12 protein-coding genes are annotated in these 18,121 nt (G+C 47.8%); 11 read left to right on the forward strand and 1 reads right to left on the reverse strand.

The window, feature by feature from the left end:
• Positions 1-10 precede the first annotated feature (10 nt).
• From FHS56_RS00740 to FHS56_RS00750, 3 genes are all read left to right on the forward strand, one after another.
• Positions 11-1,813, forward strand: coding sequence for a chloride channel protein (locus FHS56_RS00740; protein ID WP_166917981.1), 1,803 nt, complete (start codon positions 11-13; stop codon positions 1,811-1,813).
• Positions 1,814-1,891: 78 nt separating this feature from the next.
• Positions 1,892-3,880, forward strand: a complete 1,989-nt coding sequence (gene ispG, locus FHS56_RS00745) for a (E)-4-hydroxy-3-methylbut-2-enyl-diphosphate synthase (RefSeq protein ID WP_208409601.1) — start codon at positions 1,892-1,894, stop codon at positions 3,878-3,880.
• 63 nt (positions 3,881-3,943) lie between these two features.
• Positions 3,944-4,135 (forward strand): DUF6728 family protein, encoded by a 192-nt coding sequence (locus FHS56_RS00750; RefSeq protein ID WP_208409602.1) that lies wholly within the window; start codon positions 3,944-3,946, stop codon positions 4,133-4,135.
• Positions 4,136-4,251: 116 nt separating this feature from the next.
• On the opposite strand, the gene FHS56_RS00755 is transcribed toward FHS56_RS00750, so the two are convergent.
• Positions 4,252-5,886 carry a complex I subunit 4 family protein gene (locus tag FHS56_RS00755; protein ID WP_166917982.1) on the reverse strand — a complete coding sequence of 545 codons (1,635 nt, stop codon included), beginning with the start codon at positions 5,884-5,886 and terminating at the stop codon, positions 4,252-4,254.
• Positions 5,887-6,205: 319 nt separating this feature from the next.
• Between FHS56_RS00755 and FHS56_RS00760 the strand changes: the two genes are divergently transcribed.
• The 8 genes from FHS56_RS00760 (at position 6,206) to FHS56_RS00795 (ending at position 18,030) form a co-directional block, all read left to right on the forward strand.
• A complete protein-coding gene (locus FHS56_RS00760) occupies positions 6,206-7,507 on the forward strand; it encodes a c-type cytochrome (protein ID WP_243844117.1) in 1,302 nt (433 codons plus the stop codon).
• A 42-nt stretch (positions 7,508-7,549) separates the two neighbouring features.
• Positions 7,550-10,678: a TAT-variant-translocated molybdopterin oxidoreductase gene (locus FHS56_RS00765; RefSeq protein WP_166917984.1), complete on the forward strand. Its 3,129-nt coding sequence runs from the start codon at positions 7,550-7,552 to the stop codon at positions 10,676-10,678.
• A gap of 18 nt (positions 10,679-10,696) precedes the next feature.
• Positions 10,697-12,208 (forward strand): NrfD/PsrC family molybdoenzyme membrane anchor subunit, encoded by a 1,512-nt coding sequence (nrfD, locus tag FHS56_RS00770; protein ID WP_166917985.1) that lies wholly within the window; start codon positions 10,697-10,699, stop codon positions 12,206-12,208.
• 11 nt (positions 12,209-12,219) lie between these two features.
• Complete coding sequence (locus tag FHS56_RS00775; RefSeq protein WP_166917986.1) at positions 12,220-12,771, forward strand: DUF3341 domain-containing protein; 552 nt, start codon at positions 12,220-12,222, stop codon at positions 12,769-12,771.
• Between the two features lie 16 nt (positions 12,772-12,787).
• Positions 12,788-13,459 carry a c-type cytochrome gene (locus FHS56_RS00780; RefSeq protein WP_317165648.1) on the forward strand — a complete coding sequence of 224 codons (672 nt, stop codon included), beginning with the start codon at positions 12,788-12,790 and terminating at the stop codon, positions 13,457-13,459.
• A gap of 20 nt (positions 13,460-13,479) precedes the next feature.
• Entirely contained in the window at positions 13,480-14,820 is a 1,341-nt protein-coding gene (locus FHS56_RS00785; protein ID WP_166917987.1) for a quinol:cytochrome C oxidoreductase, read from the forward strand.
• Positions 14,821-14,945: 125 nt separating this feature from the next.
• The gene (locus tag FHS56_RS00790; RefSeq protein ID WP_166917988.1) at positions 14,946-16,100 is read left to right on the forward strand and encodes a cytochrome c oxidase subunit II; all 1,155 of its coding nucleotides are present in this window, start codon (positions 14,946-14,948) and stop codon (positions 16,098-16,100) included.
• Positions 16,101-16,137: 37 nt separating this feature from the next.
• Positions 16,138-18,030 carry a cytochrome c oxidase subunit I gene (locus FHS56_RS00795; RefSeq protein ID WP_166917989.1) on the forward strand — a complete coding sequence of 631 codons (1,893 nt, stop codon included), beginning with the start codon at positions 16,138-16,140 and terminating at the stop codon, positions 18,028-18,030.
• Positions 18,031-18,121 lie beyond the last annotated feature (91 nt).

Below are 18,121 nucleotides of genomic sequence, written 5' to 3' on the forward strand. Positions count from 1 at the left end.
TTCCAAATGGTTGAGAAAGTGGCGTTTGCGCGTCCGTTGGCTGTTTCGTCGCTTTCTGCAATGGCGCTTGCAGCATATCAGCGACCGACAGCTGGTCATTGGCGTGAGCGTGCTTTTGGGGCTGGGGGTGGGTTTAGTAGCTTCTTTTTTGCTCTTTACCACGCGCTGGATTAGTAGCTTGTTGGCAGAGGCACCTTTCGGTTGGATGAGCTCGCTTTATTTTATTTTTCCCATCATCGGTATTTTATTGGTACGCACTTATGTGAGGCTGTGGTTTCATGGTAAATTTCAAAAGGGAATGGCTTATGTGCTGTATGGCATCAGCAAACGAAAGGGCGACTTTGAGGGCTATCACCGCTATGCTCATGTACTGACCAGCGCTGTGACCGTGGGCTTGGGGGGCTCGGCAGGATTGGAAGCGCCTACCGTATTGACAGGCGCAAGCTGGGGAGGCTTTTTCGCCCGACTGTTTCACTTAGACAGCGCCTATCGCGTCATATTGGCGGCTTGTGGTGCAGCTGCCGGCATTGCGGCGGTTTTCGGAACGCCTATCGGCGGGGTAGTTTTTGCCCTTGAGGTGCTGATGGCTAATGTGCATGCCAATTTTATAGTGCCCTTGCTCATCTCTGCCACTGCCAGCACGCTCATTTCTAAGATACTGGTAGAACACGAATTGTTGACGCCCCGCGGAGGGCTGCCCCTCTTCGATTATGTGCATCTCCCTTTTTTGGTAATTTTAGGGATTTTTTGTGGTATGGTGGCTGCCTATTTTATGTGGATGTCCAAAAAGATGACGCAATGGGAATTGCGCAAAAAGCAGTATAAAGACCGACTCTTCTTAGAAGAAATCTTTCTTTTGGGGGCTTTGATTCTGTTCTTACCACCCCTCTATGGTGAGGGCTTCGAATGGCTGGATGCCATGATTAACCGCCATGAAATGGAATATTTGCAACGCAGTTGGTGGGGGCAATGGCTGCCGCCCGGATGGGGTATTGCCCTGCTTGTGTTTTTGGTACTTTTGCTAAAGCCACTGGCTACCTGGTTGACCATTGCCTCGGGGGGAAATGGGGGGGCTTTTGCCCCCACGCTTTTTTTGGGAGGCACCACCGGTTACCTGATGGCTTATCTTGCCAATCATGTGTTGCATTTTCCGGTAGAACTGCCCGTTGTCATGTTCACACTCATAGGTATGGCTGCTTCTATGGCTGCGTATTTTCATGCCCCTTTGACAGCTATTTTCATGATAGCCGAGCTGAGTGGTGGTTACCGTTACTTCGTACCCTTGATGTTGATTACAGCCATTGCCTATGCTACTAAAGTCATTTTTCAGCCTGAGTCGCCTATACAGTCGGAAGCTCAAAAGATAGGAGCTTATTTGCCTGCCGATAAGGACAAAGCCATTTTGAATAGCATCGCTATCAGGCAAGTGCTGGAGCGAGACTGTGTGCCAGTGCCTTATGAGGGGACTCTGCGTGAGTTGGTTGATGCCATTACAAGAAGCCGTCGCAATATATTTCCGGTAGTCGATAAAGAAGGTTATTTGAAAGGGCTCATCTTGTTGGATGATGTGCGGGGCATCATATTTAAACCGGAAATCTACGACAAAGTGCTCATTGCTGACTTGGTGCATGCCCCACCGGCAGTCGTAGATATACGCGAAAGCATGGAGGAGGTGATGGATAAGTTTGATATTACCGGTGCATGGAATCTGCCAGTGACAGAAGCAGGCAAATACAGAGGTTTTTTATCCAAGTCCAATATTTTGTCGGTTTATCGCAAAAAACTGCGTTGGCAAATACAACATTTTGGGTAACTTATGCCCACGCAAAGCGACTATAAAACTTTTCTCTAAATTTGTAGTTAGAGAAAAAAATACCAAATCCTGCTTCTTATGGAATTGAGCATCGCCAAATACTATTGCCCTTCAATGACCACTTATCGGCGTCGTACTACCGTGGAAGTCCATATTGGGGATATCCCTTTGGGCAGCATGCATCCTATACGGGTGCAGTCGATGACTACTGCCGACACCATGGACACCCGGGCAGTGGTGGAGGAGTGCATACGTCTCATAGAAGCAGGCTGTGAATATGTGCGCATTACCGCACCCAGCATCAAAGAGGCAGAAAATTTAGCCAACATAAAAAAGGAGCTTAAGCGCAGGGGCTATGCCACCCCTTTGATTGCCGACATACATTTTACCCCTAATGCTGCCGAAGTAGCCGCGCGTATTGTGGAAAAGGTGCGCATCAACCCCGGCAACTATGCCGACAAAAAGCGCTTTGAAATCATAGACTATACCGATGCTGCCTATGAAGCAGAGCTGGAGCGTATCCGTAAGAAATTCATCCCTTTGGTGAAAATATGCAAAGAATACGGCACAGCGATGCGCATAGGTACCAATCACGGTTCTTTGTCTGACCGCATCATGAGCCGCTATGGCGATACCCCTTTGGGTATGGTGGAATCGGCGTTGGAGTTTTTACGCATCTGCGAGGAGTTCGACTACCATAATATCGTCTTGTCGATGAAGGCAAGCAACCCGCAGGTGATGGTGCAAGCCTATCGTTTGCTGGTGCAAAAGATGGAAGAAGAAGGCATGCAACCTTATCCCTTGCATTTGGGTGTAACCGAGGCAGGCGATGGCGAAGATGGGCGCATCAAATCTGCCATGGGCATTGGTGCTTTGCTCGAAGACGGACTGGGCGATACTATACGGGTATCGCTTACAGAAGACCCTGTGGAAGAAATACCTGTAGCAAAAGCACTGGCGGAGCGCTACCATAAGCGTGCAAACATGCAGGAAACAAGCCTGCCCGAAGTCATACGGCTTTCTTATGACCCCTTTGCTTATCAGCGTCGCAGCAGTCGCCGCCTTGGCTCCATAGGAGGCGAGCAAGTGCCGCGTGTGATTGCCGACTACAGCCACCTTGTTGCCGTAGAACCTGTTGATTTGAAGTCTATAGGGCATTACTACCTGCCGGCTACCGACAAATGGCATATGAAAGACGACGGTGCCGACTTTGTTTATTTAGGCAAACAAGCGGTGCCTTTCATGCTGCCCAACGGGCTGAAAGCCATACAAGACCATGAGATATGGATAAAAGAGCCAGAAACACCCCATGTCTTCCCTTTGATACCTTTCAGCCAGTGGCTGCAAGCAGATTGCCGTTTGCATTCAACTTGCAATTTCGTGCGCTTGTCGGTCGATGAACTTATGCAGGTAGATACCCCTCCCGGACGCTTGCAAGATGAAAATATAGTGCTGGTGCTTTACACAGAGCGGACGCACGCTATGCCCGCCTTGCGCCGTGCTTTTCTGCGTCTGATGGAGTGGGGCATAGAAGTGCCGGTTATCGTGGAGCGCCAATACACAGAATCATGGGAGGAGCTTATCCTTTATGCTTCTACAGATGTGGGTGGCTTATTGCTCGATGGCATGGGCGATGGAGTATTTTTGCGCCCTCCAGCAGGAAATAAAGACAAAGCGGCACTGTTGCTTGAGTTGAAGCAACTCAACCAGCTGGCATTTGGTATTTTGCAGGCAAGCCGAACCCGTACCACCAAAACCGAATACATTGCTTGCCCTTCCTGCGGGCGCACCCTCTTTGACCTGCAAGAGACCACCGCCATGATTCGCCGCCATACCGAGCACTTAAAGGGGGTAAAGATAGGTATCATGGGGTGCATAGTGAACGGACCGGGAGAGATGGCAGACGCCGATTATGGTTATGTAGGCTCGGGCAAAGGTAAGATAACACTGTATCGAGGCAAAGAAGTGGTACGTCGTAACGTGCCTTCCGAGCAAGCAGTGGAAGCACTTATTGAGCTCATACGCGAAGATGGACGTTGGATAGAGCCCCCAGCACCTGTAGAGTAGCGAAGCAAAATCTTTTGATGAGAAATACTTTGCTTAAAATAGCAACTTCAAAAAAAAACAATTATGTGGAGTAAATTAAAGCATTTCTTTCAACTCGGAGAGGTAGCCGCCTATTTCATTCGTGTATTTCGCCCTCATGACCCTAAATACCCTACCAGCTTTAACCTACGCATGATGCACGGCATCAACCGTATTTCTATCATCATGTTTTTGGTTTGTTTGGTGGTGATTTTTCTGCGCAAATGCGTGTTGTAAAAGTCAAGTAGTCATACCTACGCAAATGCCCCTTACTTTTTAAGTGAGGGGCATTTGTGTTAGAGTTGTTGTGAAATGATATTGGATAAAACTTCCTTTGTACCCTTTATTTCCACTTAACCTATGAGCCGCAGCAACATCTCTACACTGTCTTGCGCCATATCGAACAGCACAGCCGGATAAATCCCCCAAAATACACTAAGCACTACACACAAGCCCAATAGAAAAAACTCCCGCTTGCTCAGGTCTGTCAGTTGCTTGTCGTACTCCGGACGTGCGAGCCAATATTCTCCCATAAACATACGGCGCAGGCACCATAAAAAGTAGGCTGCACTAAGGACGATACCTAAGGCAGCTGCGGCTACCCAGCCTTTGTGCACCCATGCCGAACGTAACCCTCCCAGCAGGGTGAATACTTCGCCTATGAAAGCCGAAAACAGAGGCATTCCCAAAGAAGCAAACATAACAAGGAAACTAAACACACTAAAGCGCGGCATGCGTTGCCACAAGCCCCCATAGTGAGAAATAAGACGGTCATGGGTGCGGTCATACAATACACCTGCCAACAAAAACAAACCGGAAGAGAGCACGCCATGGCTCATCATTTGAAAGATAGCCCCTTGCAAACCCTCTTCGGTCATCGAGGCGGCGCCCAACAACACATACCCCATATGAGACACCGAGGCATAAGCAATCATTTTCTTCAAATCATCCATAGCCAAGGCGTTCATAGCACCATAAATGATGGATACTGCCGCAATGCCTGCCATCCACTCACTGTTTGCCTGCCACAAGTCCGGAAACATCGGTATGGCAAATCGAAAAAGACCATAACCGCCCACTTTCAACAACACCCCCGCCAATATGACAGAGATAGGAGTGGGTGCTTCTACGTGTGCATCGGGCAGCCAAGTGTGAAAAGGAACTGCCGGTAGCTTAATCAAAAAACCGATAACCAGTAGCCAAAAAGCCCACAAACGAAGGGAGTGCCCCACCGACAACACACTACCTTCAATGTAAGCCTCTGGCATGGACAACAGCGCAATGTCGAAACGATGCACCACGGCTTCGGGCTGCTGCCGCACGACCGCCTGCACTTTGTCAAGCAACGACGGACTGTAATCGTCGGGTGAGGTAATAAGTCCTGCTTCCATGGCGGTAGCTACTGGGTCAAAGGTATAAACCAAGCCACCGATAAACACAATGAGAATAAATAAAGAGCCTATGAGTGTGTAAATAAAAAATTTGATAGCGGCATACTCACGCCTTTCCCCCCCCCAAAGCCCAATAAGAAAATACATGGGCAGCAGCATGAACTCAAAAAAGACGTAAAACACCAGATAATCACGTACTACGAAGCATGCCGGCACGCTCAGCATCAGCAATGCAAACAGGGCATAGTATCCTTTGCTTTTTTCCTTCACCTGCCAAGAGGCTACCGATGCCAGCAAAAACACTACTGCAGTGAGTATAAGCATGCTGAGGCTCAGTCCGTCGAGCCCTACGTGGTAGTCGGCGCGGATAATCCCCCAATCACCAGCTTGCATTCGAAACCATTCATATTGTTCTTCAAAGGCGAGCGTTTTGCCATTGCCTGATGCTGGGTAATGAACATATAAAAAAAGAGCAACGCTCATTTGCATAAGTACCCCTACGAGCACCAAGAGGCGTTGCAGACGGTAGTGCTCGCGACTGGTAACACCCAAAAGAATCAAAACTACCAACGGAATAAGTAAAAGTATCGTGAGCATAAACAAACAGGTTTCAACTATGTTATTTTTACAAAAATCCAAAAAACCTTCTGCACTCACAATTTTGAACGCATGAATTCATGGCTGCGCTACTGTGGCATCCTCTTTGGGATGTTTTTGAAAGTTATTTATTTAGAAGGAATCTAAATATTTTAAGAAAACTTATATAAGCTTTTGATTTATTGAAAATTACTTAGAAAAAAGCGAACTTAGCACTCGATTTGAATCGTAAAGGGCATTTGTGAATAAAAAAAGCCATATTAACTTTGCAGAGATGAAGAATCAGATGAAAGCAACGTTAACTTATAAGCAAAAGGTTATGCGCTTACTGAACAAACCTAACAGACTGATGCTCAAAGGCATCTGTTATGCAAGCATCTTCTTAATAGTGATGCTTTTTTCGAGTCCCGCTTGGGCTCAGGAAGCCGCCCCGCAGGACAATGCCTCTCCACAAGCAGTACCCGGTTTGGATATGAGCGAGGCGACGATTGCCAAAGGGAAAGAACTCTTTGTCGGTCGTTGTCAATCATGCCACGCCGTTACCGAACAAGTAGTCATTGGTCCCGGTTTGAAAGGCGTTTTGGAACGTCGAGAATTACCTTGGTTGTTGAAATGGATTCGCAACTCGCAGGCGCTTATTCAAAGTGGTGACCCCATAGCCGTGCAGGTTTATAATGAGTACAACCAAACCCAGATGACTTCTTTTCTGGACCTCAGCGACGACGACATCAAAGCCATCTTGGCTTATGTGAAGTCGGCTGAGAATCAACAACAGCAAGCGGCTGCCGAGGTTACTGCTCAAACCGGTGGAAGCGAAGCAGCACAGGCAAGCAGCGGCATCAATCAGTCTTACCTGGTAGCTATTTTGATAGGTTTGGTGATTGTTTTGGTTTTGGTGCTGGCGGTACTGTTGTTGATTGTTTCGCTACTGACCCGTTTCTTGAAAAGCCAAAACTTGCCCGAGGAAGACTTAGAGGTAGTCAATGAGAAAATAGACCTAACCGCACCTTTCCGCAGCAAGGCATTCCTTACTATGGTAGGTGTATTTTTCTTATTGGTGGTTGCCAAAGCAGGCATAGACAGCCTTATGGATGTAGGCGTGCAAACCGGTTATGCACCCACTCAACCCATTGCCTTCTCGCATAAATTGCACGCTGGCAAGTACCAAATCGATTGCCAATATTGTCATACAGGCGTGCGGAAAGGTAAGTCTGCCAATATCCCTTCTGCCAACATTTGCATGAATTGTCATGGCGAAATCAAGCGTGGTTCGCCTGAAATACAAAAAATATACGCCGCTATTGAGAAGAACGAGCCTATCAAGTGGGTGCGCGTGCACAACTTGCAGGATTTCGTTTACTTCAACCACGCTCAGCACGTGCAAGTAGGACAAATCGAATGTCAGCAGTGCCATGGCGAAGTTGAGAAAATGGAAGTAGTGCAACAGCGTTCCCCCTTGACTATGGGCTGGTGTATCGATTGTCATCGCAAGACTGTAGTGAAAGCCGAAGGCAACGATTACTATGACCGCCTACTGCAATTCCACAAGAACAATGCAGGCAAAAAGCCGATGACCGTAGAAGATATTGGCGGTCTTGAATGCTCTAAGTGTCACTATTAAAATCTTCTTTCTTCAATCAAGTCTTCATAACTCAACAGACATATGAAAGAAAAACAAAAGATATATTGGAAAGGGCTGGAAGAGTTGACCAACGACACCGACTTCGTGAAGAAGTCGCAGGACGAATTCCCTGAGTTCCCTACTGCCGAAGAACTGACTACCAGCCGCCGCGACTTTCTGAAATTCATGGGATTTAGTTTAGCAGCTGCCTCTTTGGCTGCTTGCGAAGCGCCCGTGAAAAAAGCCATTCCTTATTTGAATAAACCCGAAGAGATTGACCCCAGCATTCCTAACTACTACGCATCGACTTATGCGCAAGATGGCGAATACTGCAGCATCTTGGTGAAGACTCGCGAGGGGCGCCCCATCAAAATCGAAGGCAACGAGCTTTCCTCCATCACTAAGGGAGGAACCAGCGCCCGTGTGCAAGCTTCTGTACTGGGTTTATATGACCTTGCCCGTTTGAAGGGCTTTAAGGAAAACGGCAAAGATGCCGACATGGCTGCCGTAGACCGAAAAATCATCGACGCTTTGAAACAGGCAGCTCAAAGCGGCAAGCCTGCTTACATCGTAAGCAACACCGTGATGAGCCCCTCAACCAAAGCCGTGATTGCCAAGTTCATTGAGAAGTATCCTTTCTTCCGCCATGTGAGCTACGATGCCGTGTCGGCTTATGGTATTCTGAAAGCCAACGAGCGCTCATTTGGCAAATATGCGCTTCCTGCTTACGACTTCAGCAAAGCAGAAGTAATTGTAAGCGTAGGTGCTGACTTCTTGGGCACTTGGTTGTCGCCTATTGAGCACGCACGCCAATATGCGCAAACCCGTAAGCTGGGAGGCGACAAGAAAACCATGTCGCGCCATTATCAGTTTGAAACTATTCTGTCGCTGACTGGCGCCAATGCCGACTATCGCAGTCGCATCCGTCCTTCACAAGAAGGCTTGGTAGTAGCAGCTCTTTACAATGGCGTAGCCAAAGCCGTAGGGGCACCCACCGTAGCGGCTCCTGCTATCAATGTGCCGCATATCGACAAAGCCGTCAAAGACCTCTTGTCTGCCAAAGGCAAGTCTTTGGTGGTAGCCGGCTCCAATGACCCGGATGTGCAAGTGCTGGTGAATGCTATCAACTATTTATTAGAAAACTACGGAAACACCCTCGACCTGAGCCGTCCTTCTTTTGTGAGACAAGGCAACGACGAGGACTTCCTGCGTTTTGTAGAAGATGCCAAGAAAGGCAATGTTTCGGCAGTCATCTTCTACAATGCCAATCCCGTATATGACCATGCAAAGGGAGCCGAGCTGGCAAAAGCATTGCCCCAAATTGCTTTGACTGTATCAACGGCTGACCGTGAAGATGAAACCGCTTCTTTGTGTCGTTTCATCACCCCCGACCATCATTATCTGGAAGCATGGAACGACGCAGAACCGCGTGCCGGCTTCTATAGCTTGGCTCAGCCTACCATCATGCCGCTCTTTAAGACCCGTCAGGCACAAGACAGCTTCTTGACTTGGGCAGAAGAGGGCATCTCCTTCTACGAATTCCTGCGCGGCTACTGGCGCAAAAATATGTTCAAAGGCGAAGGCTCTTTCGAAGACTTCTGGACTAAGGTCGTACACGACGGTGTGTATGAGCCTGCTAAAGAGCCTGTTGCCGAAAAAATCGCTTTTGCTGCCGATGTGCAAGAAATCGGAAGTAGCGTAGCTCGCCGCTATATTGCCAACAACAAGAATGTAGAGCTGGTACTTTACCAAAAAGTAGGTATAGGCAGTGGTGCCATGGCAAACAACCCTTGGTTGCAAGAACTGCCTGACCCCATCACCAAAGCTACGTGGGATAACTACGTGTGTGTATCGAAGAGCTATGCCGAGCAAGAGAATCTGAAACAGGGCGATGTGGTGAAGGTAACTGCCAATGGTTATAGCGTAGAACTGCCTGTATTGATTCAGCCCGGACAAGCCCCCGGTACCATCGCCATCGCTTTGGGTTATGGACGCACCAAAGCAGGTAATTGTGCCAACAACATCGGTAAGAATGCTTATCCTTTTGTGGGGGTTGTCGAAGGGGCTTTGGTTTATGCGCAGCGTCAAGTGACGATTGAAAAAACTGGTGCTACTTACCAGATTGCACAAACGCAAACGCACCACACCATTATGGCGCGTCCGATTGTGCAAGAGGCTACCTTGAAAGAATACCAAAAAGACCCAGCAGCTGGTCGCTTCTTCCCGGCTATTACTATAGAAGGGGAGAAAGTCAATGTGAACCGCACCATTCCCGAAAACAAAGCAGAAGAATTGAACCCCCGCCTTATCACTTTGTGGAAAGGGCATGAAAAGACTGCCTACCGCAAGAATCACTGGTGGGGTATGGTCATCGACCTCAACTCCTGCATTGGTTGTAGTGCCTGCTTGATTGGCTGCCAAACCGAAAACAACGTGCCGGTGGTGGGCAAGGATGAAATCATCAACCGCCGCGAGATGCACTGGATTCGTATAGACCGCTATTACAGCTTCGATGAAAGCATCGATACCGAAGATAAAAGCTATGCCAACTATCAAAAGATGGAAGACCCAGCAGACGATCCAGAAGTGGTCTTCCAGCCTATGATGTGTCAGCATTGCAACAACGCGCCCTGCGAGACGGTGTGTCCGGTAGTGGCTACTACGCACAGCTCGGAAGGTCTCAACCAGATGACTTACAACCGTTGCATCGGTACGCGCTATTGCGCCAACAACTGTCCGTACAAAGTGCGCCGCTTCAACTGGTTCAACTACACCAACGACGAGCGTTTCCAAGAGGTGAACTATATGTCGCAAACCGACTTGGGTCGCATGGTGTTGAACCCCGATGTAACCGTGCGCTCTCGTGGTGTGATGGAAAAATGCTCGCTTTGTGTGCAGCGTATCCAGTTGGCTAAGCTGGAAGCCAAGCGTGAAGGACGCAAGCTGCGTGACGGCGAAGCCAAAACCGCTTGCCAGCAGGCTTGTCCTACCGACGCCATCGTCTTCGGTGATATGAACGACCCCGAAAGCCGTATCTACAAACTCTTGAACTTGAAAGAGTTTGATAACGGCGACATTAAAATTACCGAGCCGCGTGCTTTCCAAGTATTGGAAGAGTACAATGTGCGTCCGAACGTGACTTACTTAACTAAAATTCGTAACAAAGACTAACTTAAACTGAGAATAACCATGCAGGTAACATCGCCAATTCGTGAACCGTTGGTAACCGGTCACAAAACCATGCACGACATCACCGAGGACATTTGTCGTCGGGTGGAAGAGAAGCCCTCTAAAGCATGGTTGGCTGCCTTCGGTGTGTCGCTGATGATGCTTATAGTAGGCGGCTATGCTGCTGCCTCCACTTGGTGGTACGGCATCGGTATGTGGGGCTTGAACAAAACCGTCGGATGGGCTTGGGATATCACCAACTTCGTCTGGTGGGTAGGTATTGGTCACGCTGGTACGTTGATTTCCGCCATTTTGCTGCTGTTCCGTCAGAAATGGAGAACATCAATTAACCGTGCTGCCGAAGCCATGACCATCTTTGCCGTTATTTGTGCTGGTACTTTTATCTTGATGCACATGGGGCGCACATGGCTGGCACACTGGGCGCTTCCTTTGCCCAACACCTATGGTTCGTTGTGGGTGAACTTTCACTCACCGCTGGTGTGGGACGTGTTCGCCATCTCTACTTATTTGACCGTATCGTTGGTGTTCTGGTATGTGGGCTTGATTCCTGACTTAGCGACCATTCGTGACCGTGCCAAGTTGACTTTAGAAAAGTATCCTCTCTTGGATACCGATACACCCGAAGAGCGTCGTGAAAAACGCAAAAAACGCCGTCCTATTGCTGCCTTCATCTACGGCTTGTTGGCTTTCGGCTGGGAAGGCGGTGCCAAGGTGTGGGCGCGCTACGAATACGTTGCCTTGATTCTGGCAGGTCTTTCTACACCACTGGTGCTTTCTGTACACACCATCGTGAGTTTTGACTTCGCCACTTCGCTCATTCCCGGCTGGCATACTACCATCTTCCCGCCCTACTTCGTTGCAGGGGCTATCTTCTCGGGCTTTGCCATGGTGCAAACCCTGATGCTCATTACCCGCAAAGTGTATAAGCTCGAAGATTATATTACCATCACCCACATCGACTACATGAACAAGATTATCATCTTGACAGGCTCTATTGTGGGGATTGCCTACGTTACCGAGTTTTTCATGGCTTGGTATTCGGGTGTGGAATACGAGCGTTATGCTTTCTTGAACCGTGCTTTTGGTCCTTATTGGTGGGCTTACTGGTCGATGATGACCTGCAACGTGATTTCACCGCAATTGTTCTGGTTCAAGAAAATACGTCAGAGCATCGCTTGGTCTTTCTTCCTGTCTATCGTGGTGAATATCGGGATGTGGTTCGAGCGCTTTGTGATTATTGTTACCTCGCTGCACCGTGATTTCCTTCCCTCGAGCTGGGCTATGTTCTCCCCCACACTTTATGACATGGGTGACTACCTTTTCACTTTTGGCATCTTCTTTACTTGCTTCTTTTTGTTTGCCAAGTACCTGCCGGTTGTCAATATGGCAGAGGTGAAGACCATCTTGAATTCTTCGGATATCAAAGCTAAAGCGAAGGCTACCGAATATCTTAAAGAAGGAGGGGTCGTGGCAGCTGCTTCACCTATGTACGATAAAGGGAAAGACTTATAACGAAAAAAATTATGGCAGATACTCGTTTAGGACATACCAAAGAGCGCTTCATAGTGGGCATTTATGACCACGAAGACAAAGTGGTGAATGCTGTGAAAAAACTGAAAAACGATGGGGTGAAAATATATGAGGTGTACTCGCCCCATCCCATTCACCACATCGACACCTACATAGGGCATCCGCGTACACGCATTCCTATCGCCGCTTTTTTGTTTGGTGCTTTGGGTACGCTCTCTGCAATTACGCTTATCATCTACACCATGGGTATTGATTGGCCCATGATTATCGGGGGTAAGAACTTTGTAGCCATTCCGACCATGGTGCCTGTTACTTTCGAATTGACAGTGCTCATTTCGGCATTGGGTATGGTAGCCACCTTCTTGGTGTCGAACAATATGGGACCCGGCAAGAAGGAATTTATGTTTGACCGTCGTACTACCGACGACAAATATGCGTTGGTAGTGGACTTAGATGCCAATACCTTAGGCGAAGAGCAAATCCGTGATTTGATGGTGAAGTATGGCGCAGAGACCGACCCACTTCCCCGTATTGTAGAACGTTAAACCGAAAAACAAAAGCATGATGCGCTTCAAACAATATACTATGGCTGTGGTAGCCGGGCTGTTTGTGCTGACTTCTTGCCAGCGTGATTACAACGACCCCGGTACCGAATATGCTCCCAATATGTATGTGTCAGTTCCCTACGAGCCATTAACACAAGTAGAAGAAAATAAGGTGACTCCTGATGGTGCCAATGTGTTGCCGCCGGTACCCGGCACCATCTCACGCCGTAATTATTCTACAAAATACGTAGACGAATACGGCAATGAATATGACTTGGGTTTGATGGTGTATCGCACCCATCCCGACAGCATAGAAGTGGCTGAAAAGACACTGAAGAATCCTTTGCCTGCTACCAAGCAAGTAATTGCCGAAGGCAAGGTATTGTATGAGCGTTTTTGTCAGCCGTGTCATGGTGCCAAAGGGCAGGGTGATGGCTTGGTAGGGGAGAAGTACAAAGGGGTTGCCAACATAGCCGCTAACAAATTTAACGACGGGCATATCTTCCATGTGATTACTCATGGAAAAGGGCGCATGTGGCCCCATGCTTCTCAGCTCGACCCGCTGGAGCGTTGGAAAATCGTGCACTATGTGCATGTACTTTCCGGCGATTTGCCTGAAAGCGGTATAGTGCCTGGGCAAGAAGAATCTGCTAACGGGCAGTCTTCGGATGTAGCAATGGCTAACTAAATTTTAAACAAAAAGAAATTATGGCAGCAGAACACACTGTAACCATTGACGTAAACGAAAAATATACACTTACTGCCACTATGCAGAGAAAAATATGGCTGTGGCTGGCAGTAGGATTGATTCTCTTCATTGCCGGCGCTTTCTGGTTTGTGACCGGCTTTGGCAGTGAAGCTGCACACGGTGCGGGGCATGCCGCAGCACACGGCGGGGGTGGGGGCGAACACTTTAACCCCATGGCGCGTGTGTGGGCAAACTTGTGGCTCAACAGCGTCTTCTTTGTAGGTATTGCTGTAGCAGGTGTTTTCTTTTTGGCTACCCAGTATGCGGCAAAAGCCGGCTGGTCTGCTATTATCAAGCGAGTGCCTGAAGCTTTTGGAGGCTTTTTGCCGGTAGGGGGTGTCATTATGTTGGTGGTCTATTTCTTGGGGCACCACGATTTGTTCCACTGGACGCACACAGGACTTTACGAAAAAGGAGGTCCTGAGTTCGATGCCATTATCAACGGCAAGGCTCCTTTCTTCTATTGGCCTCTGTCGCCTGAAGGAGGCTTCCCCTTCTTTTGGTTGCTGCGTTTGGTGCTTTACTTCGCCCTCTGGTTTTTGGTTTACACCGTGATTCGTAAGGCTTCCTTGGCAGAAGACCAATTGCAGAACCGTCTCGACTTTCGTTACTACGATAAGCAGGTGGTGTGGTCTATTGTCTTCATTGTCATCTTTGCTGTTACTTCTTCTACTTCTGCATGGGACTGGTTGTTGAGTATCGATACCCACTGGTTTAGTACCATGTTTGGATGGTATGTATTTGCCAGCTGGTTTGTATCAGCTTTAGCTACTATCACCTTAGCGGTGGTTTATTTGAAAGAGCAGGGATACTTGAAAGCCGTCAACGAAAACCACCTGCACGACTTGGGTAAATTCATGTTTGCTTTTAGCATCTTCTGGACCTATGTTTGGTTTTGCCAGTTCTTGCTGATTTACTATGCCAACATACCTGAGGAAACATTCTACTTTAAGGAGCGTCTGCATGGTTTGGGGGGCGTTTATTCGCCAGTGATGATTATCTTGGCACTTATCAACTTTGCCTTCCCCTTCCTGTTCTTGATGCCGCGTGATTCAAAACGTCATCCTATCTTCTTGAAGATTACGGCTTTTGCTATCTTGGTTGGGCATTACTTGGATTTCTACCTAATGGTAATGCCAGGGACTGCCAAGCAGTATGGTGGCTTTGGCTTGATGGAAATTGGGGCTATCATTTTATTTGCCAGCTTGTTTGTGTGGTTGTTCTACCGTACCCTTTCCAAGGCGCCCTTGATAGCTAAGAACCACCCGATGTTGGAAGAATCATTGCATCATTCTATATAGGAAGCATGCTAAAAAGGTAAGCATGATTGAACAAATAAACGTTCTTTCATGTTTACCTTATTGGGCTTGCAAACAATTTTAAAAAACACATTCTTAAGCTATAAGCTAACCAAAAGGCAAAAATTATGTTGAAGCTTATCTTGATATTAGCAGCGGTACTGGTTGTAGCCATCGCGTTTACCGTATTTCGCGTGGCACGACTGGTGGCTATCGCCAAAAATAAGGACCGCAAAGACCCCGTAGATGTATCGACCAATAACTTGCATGCTACGCTTTTTGTGTTGCTTCCTTTGATTGGCGCCGCCGCAGTGATATGGTACACCAACTCGGCCGATGACATGTACCTTCCTTTGGCTTCTGAGCATGGAGAAGCTACCGACCGTTTGTTCTGGGTTACCATGGCTATCATCATTGCCATGTTTGTGGTAACCAACGCTGGTTTGTTTGCTTTCTCTTACTTGTATCGTTACAAACGGGGACAAAAAGCTCATTTCTACCCTCACAACAACACCTTAGAGGCTATCTGGACTGCAGTACCCGCTATCATCATGTTGTTGCTGGTGTTGAATGGCTGGCTGGTATGGTCGAAGGTGATGAGCGAGCCGCCCAAAGAAGCCCAAGTGGTGGAAATCATGGGACACCAATTTGCATGGAAGGTGCGCTATCCCGGTAAAGACGGGGAGCTGGGGGATTATAGCTTCCGTTTTATGGATGCTACCAACGAAATGGGCATAGACCTCACCGACAAGAGAACCGAAGATGACATCTTACCACCAGAAATTCACTTGGTAAAAGGCAAGCCCGTACTGTTCAAAATACGTGCTCGTGACGTGCTTCATAGTGTCTTTGCACCCCATTTCCGCTTGAAAATGGATGCAGTACCCGGCATGCCTACGCAGTTCTGGTTTACACCTACCAAGACCACAGCCGAGATGCGTCAAGAGTTGAGCCAACTACCCAACTGGCAGCGTATAGACCCCAAAACAGGCAAGCCGCGCTATGAAAGCTTTAACTATGAAATAGCCTGTACCGAAGTGTGCGGACGTGGACACTTTGGCATGCGCCTGGTAGTTGTGGTAGAAACCGAAGAAGAGTTTAAAGAATGGATGGCAAAACAACAGCCTTGGACTCAATTGGTAGGTGAAGATTATGTGCAAAAAGCACGTGTTCGTCAAGCACTGGTGAAAGAGGGTAAATACCACTCTGTAAACGATGTGGAAGATGCAGTGGTTATGCAGAAATTAGAAAACCTGCATAAGCAAACTGCTTCTTTGAAATAAATGTTATGTTGAAAACTAACTAATAAAAGGTATAGATATGGCTACGGCACACGTACACGATGTGCATGCCCACGAGCATGAGCATCACAAAGAAACGTTCCTGACGAAGTATATCTTCTCGCAGGACCACAAGATGATTGCCAAGCAGTTCTTGGTAACCGGTTTGATTTGGGCATTCATTGGCGGCTTGCTCTCAATTCTGTTCCGCTTGCAGTTGGGCTTCCCGGGCATGGACCTGTCTTTCTTGCAACCCCTACTGGGCAAGTGGATTGTGATTCAAAAAGACGGTACCGGTCAATTGGACCCCGACTTTTACCTTCAGCTGGTAACTATGCATGGTACCATCATGGTATTCTTTGTGTTGACTGCCGGCTTGAGTGGTACTTTCAGTAACTTCTTGATTCCCTTGCAAATTGGAGCCCGCGACATGGCTTCGGGCTTTATAAATATGCTCTCATACTGGTTCTTTTTCCTTGCCAGTGTGATCATGTTCAAATCACTATTTTTGGAAACAGGACCTGCCGAAGGAGGATGGGTTGTATATCCGCCTTTGAGTGCTTTGAAGCAGGCATCGCCTGGCTCGGGTGATGGCATGACTTACTGGCTGATTGCCATGGCACTCTTTATTGTTTCTACACTCTTGGGGGGTATCAACTACATCGCTACCGTTATTAACATGCGTACGAAGGGAATGTCCTTCTCGCGTTTACCGTTGACTATTTGGGCTTTCTTCATTACAGCTATTATTGGTCTGCTGTCGTTCCCTGTGTTGTTGTCGGCAGCTTTGTTGTTGATTTTCGACCGCAGCTTTGGTACCAGCTTTTATCTGTCTGATATATTCATCAACGGTGAAGCTTTGCACCATACCGGTGGTAGTGCCATCTTGTATCAGCACTTGTTCTGGTTCTTAGGGCACCCCGAGGTGTACATTGTATTGCTGCCTGCTTTAGGTATTACTTCCGAAATTGTGGCTACCAACTCACGCAAGCCCATCTTTGGCTATCGTGCCATGATTGGGTCTATGTTGGGCATTGCTGTTTTGTCGTTTGTTGTGTGGGCACACCACATGTTCGTATCGGGTATGAATCCCTTCTTGGGAACTATCTTTATGTTCCTTACCTTAATTATTGCCATTCCTTCAGCTGTAAAGGCGTTTAACTATATTACTACTTTGTGGCGGGGTAGCATCCGTTTTACACCGGCAATGCTCTTCTCCATCGGTTTGGTTTCTTTGTTTATCTCTGGTGGGGTAACAGGCATTGTGTTGGGTAACAATGCGCTGGATATTCAGCTGCACGATACCTACTTTGTGGTGGCTCACTTCCACTTAGTAATGGGTAGTGCTTCTTTCTTTGGCATGATGGCAGGGGTTTATCACTGGTTCCCCAAGATGTTTGGGCGTATGATGGATGAGCGCTTGGGCTACATTCACTTCTGGATGACCTTTATTGGGGTGTATTTGGTCTTCTTCCCCATGCACTATTTAGGGATTGCCGGCTTCCCGCGTCGTTATTATACCTTTACTTCTTTCGACGCTTTCAACATCTTTGCTGACTTGAACAGTTTCATCAGCGTAGCTGCCATCATCACTTTCTCGGCACAGCTGATTTTCGCTTTCAACTTCTTCTATTCTATGTTCAGAGGCAGAAGAGCACCTGCCAATCCGTGGGGCTCTAATACTTTGGAGTGGACTACCCCGATTGAGCCCGGTCATGGCAACTGGCCCGGTCAAATTCCTTATGTGTATCGCTGGCCCTATGATTACAGCAAACCAAATGCTGAAAAAGACGGCTTTGGCGATTTCATCCCTCAGACTGTGCCTTATGCCTTCACTCCGAACTCCAACTTGCCTCATGAAAACGAACAAGTGGCATTTGAGAAGGATTTCATGATTCCGGAGGATACTACTTTGGAGAAAGCAAAGGCATAATTCGTGTGTTGACATAATGCAAAAGGGCTGCCTTTGGTAGCCCTTTTCGCTTCTATCATTGGTACATTTTCAGCATAATTGTAAAACCATC

The sequence above is a fragment of the Thermonema lapsum genome, from assembly GCF_011761635.1.
Taxonomy (GTDB): Bacteria; Bacteroidota; Bacteroidia; order Cytophagales; family Thermonemataceae; genus Thermonema; species Thermonema lapsum.

Coding starts and splice junctions, on each gene's coding strand:
- FHS56_RS00750 (WP_208409602.1), top strand. CDS start 3,944: ATGTGGAGTAAATTAAAGCATTTCTTTCAACTCGGAGAGGTAGCCGCC.
- FHS56_RS00755 (WP_166917982.1), bottom strand. CDS start 5,886: ATGCTCACGATACTTTTACTTATTCCGTTGGTAGTTTTGATTCTTTTG.
- FHS56_RS00765 (WP_166917984.1), top strand. CDS start 7,550: ATGAAAGAAAAACAAAAGATATATTGGAAAGGGCTGGAAGAGTTGACC.
- ispG (WP_208409601.1), top strand. CDS start 1,892: ATGGAATTGAGCATCGCCAAATACTATTGCCCTTCAATGACCACTTAT.
- FHS56_RS00785 (WP_166917987.1), top strand. CDS start 13,480: ATGGCAGCAGAACACACTGTAACCATTGACGTAAACGAAAAATATACA.
- FHS56_RS00760 (WP_243844117.1), top strand. CDS start 6,206: ATGCGCTTACTGAACAAACCTAACAGACTGATGCTCAAAGGCATCTGT.
- FHS56_RS00775 (WP_166917986.1), top strand. CDS start 12,220: ATGGCAGATACTCGTTTAGGACATACCAAAGAGCGCTTCATAGTGGGC.
- nrfD (WP_166917985.1), top strand. CDS start 10,697: ATGCAGGTAACATCGCCAATTCGTGAACCGTTGGTAACCGGTCACAAA.
- FHS56_RS00795 (WP_166917989.1), top strand. CDS start 16,138: ATGGCTACGGCACACGTACACGATGTGCATGCCCACGAGCATGAGCAT.
- FHS56_RS00780 (WP_317165648.1), top strand. CDS start 12,788: ATGATGCGCTTCAAACAATATACTATGGCTGTGGTAGCCGGGCTGTTT.
- FHS56_RS00790 (WP_166917988.1), top strand. CDS start 14,946: ATGTTGAAGCTTATCTTGATATTAGCAGCGGTACTGGTTGTAGCCATC.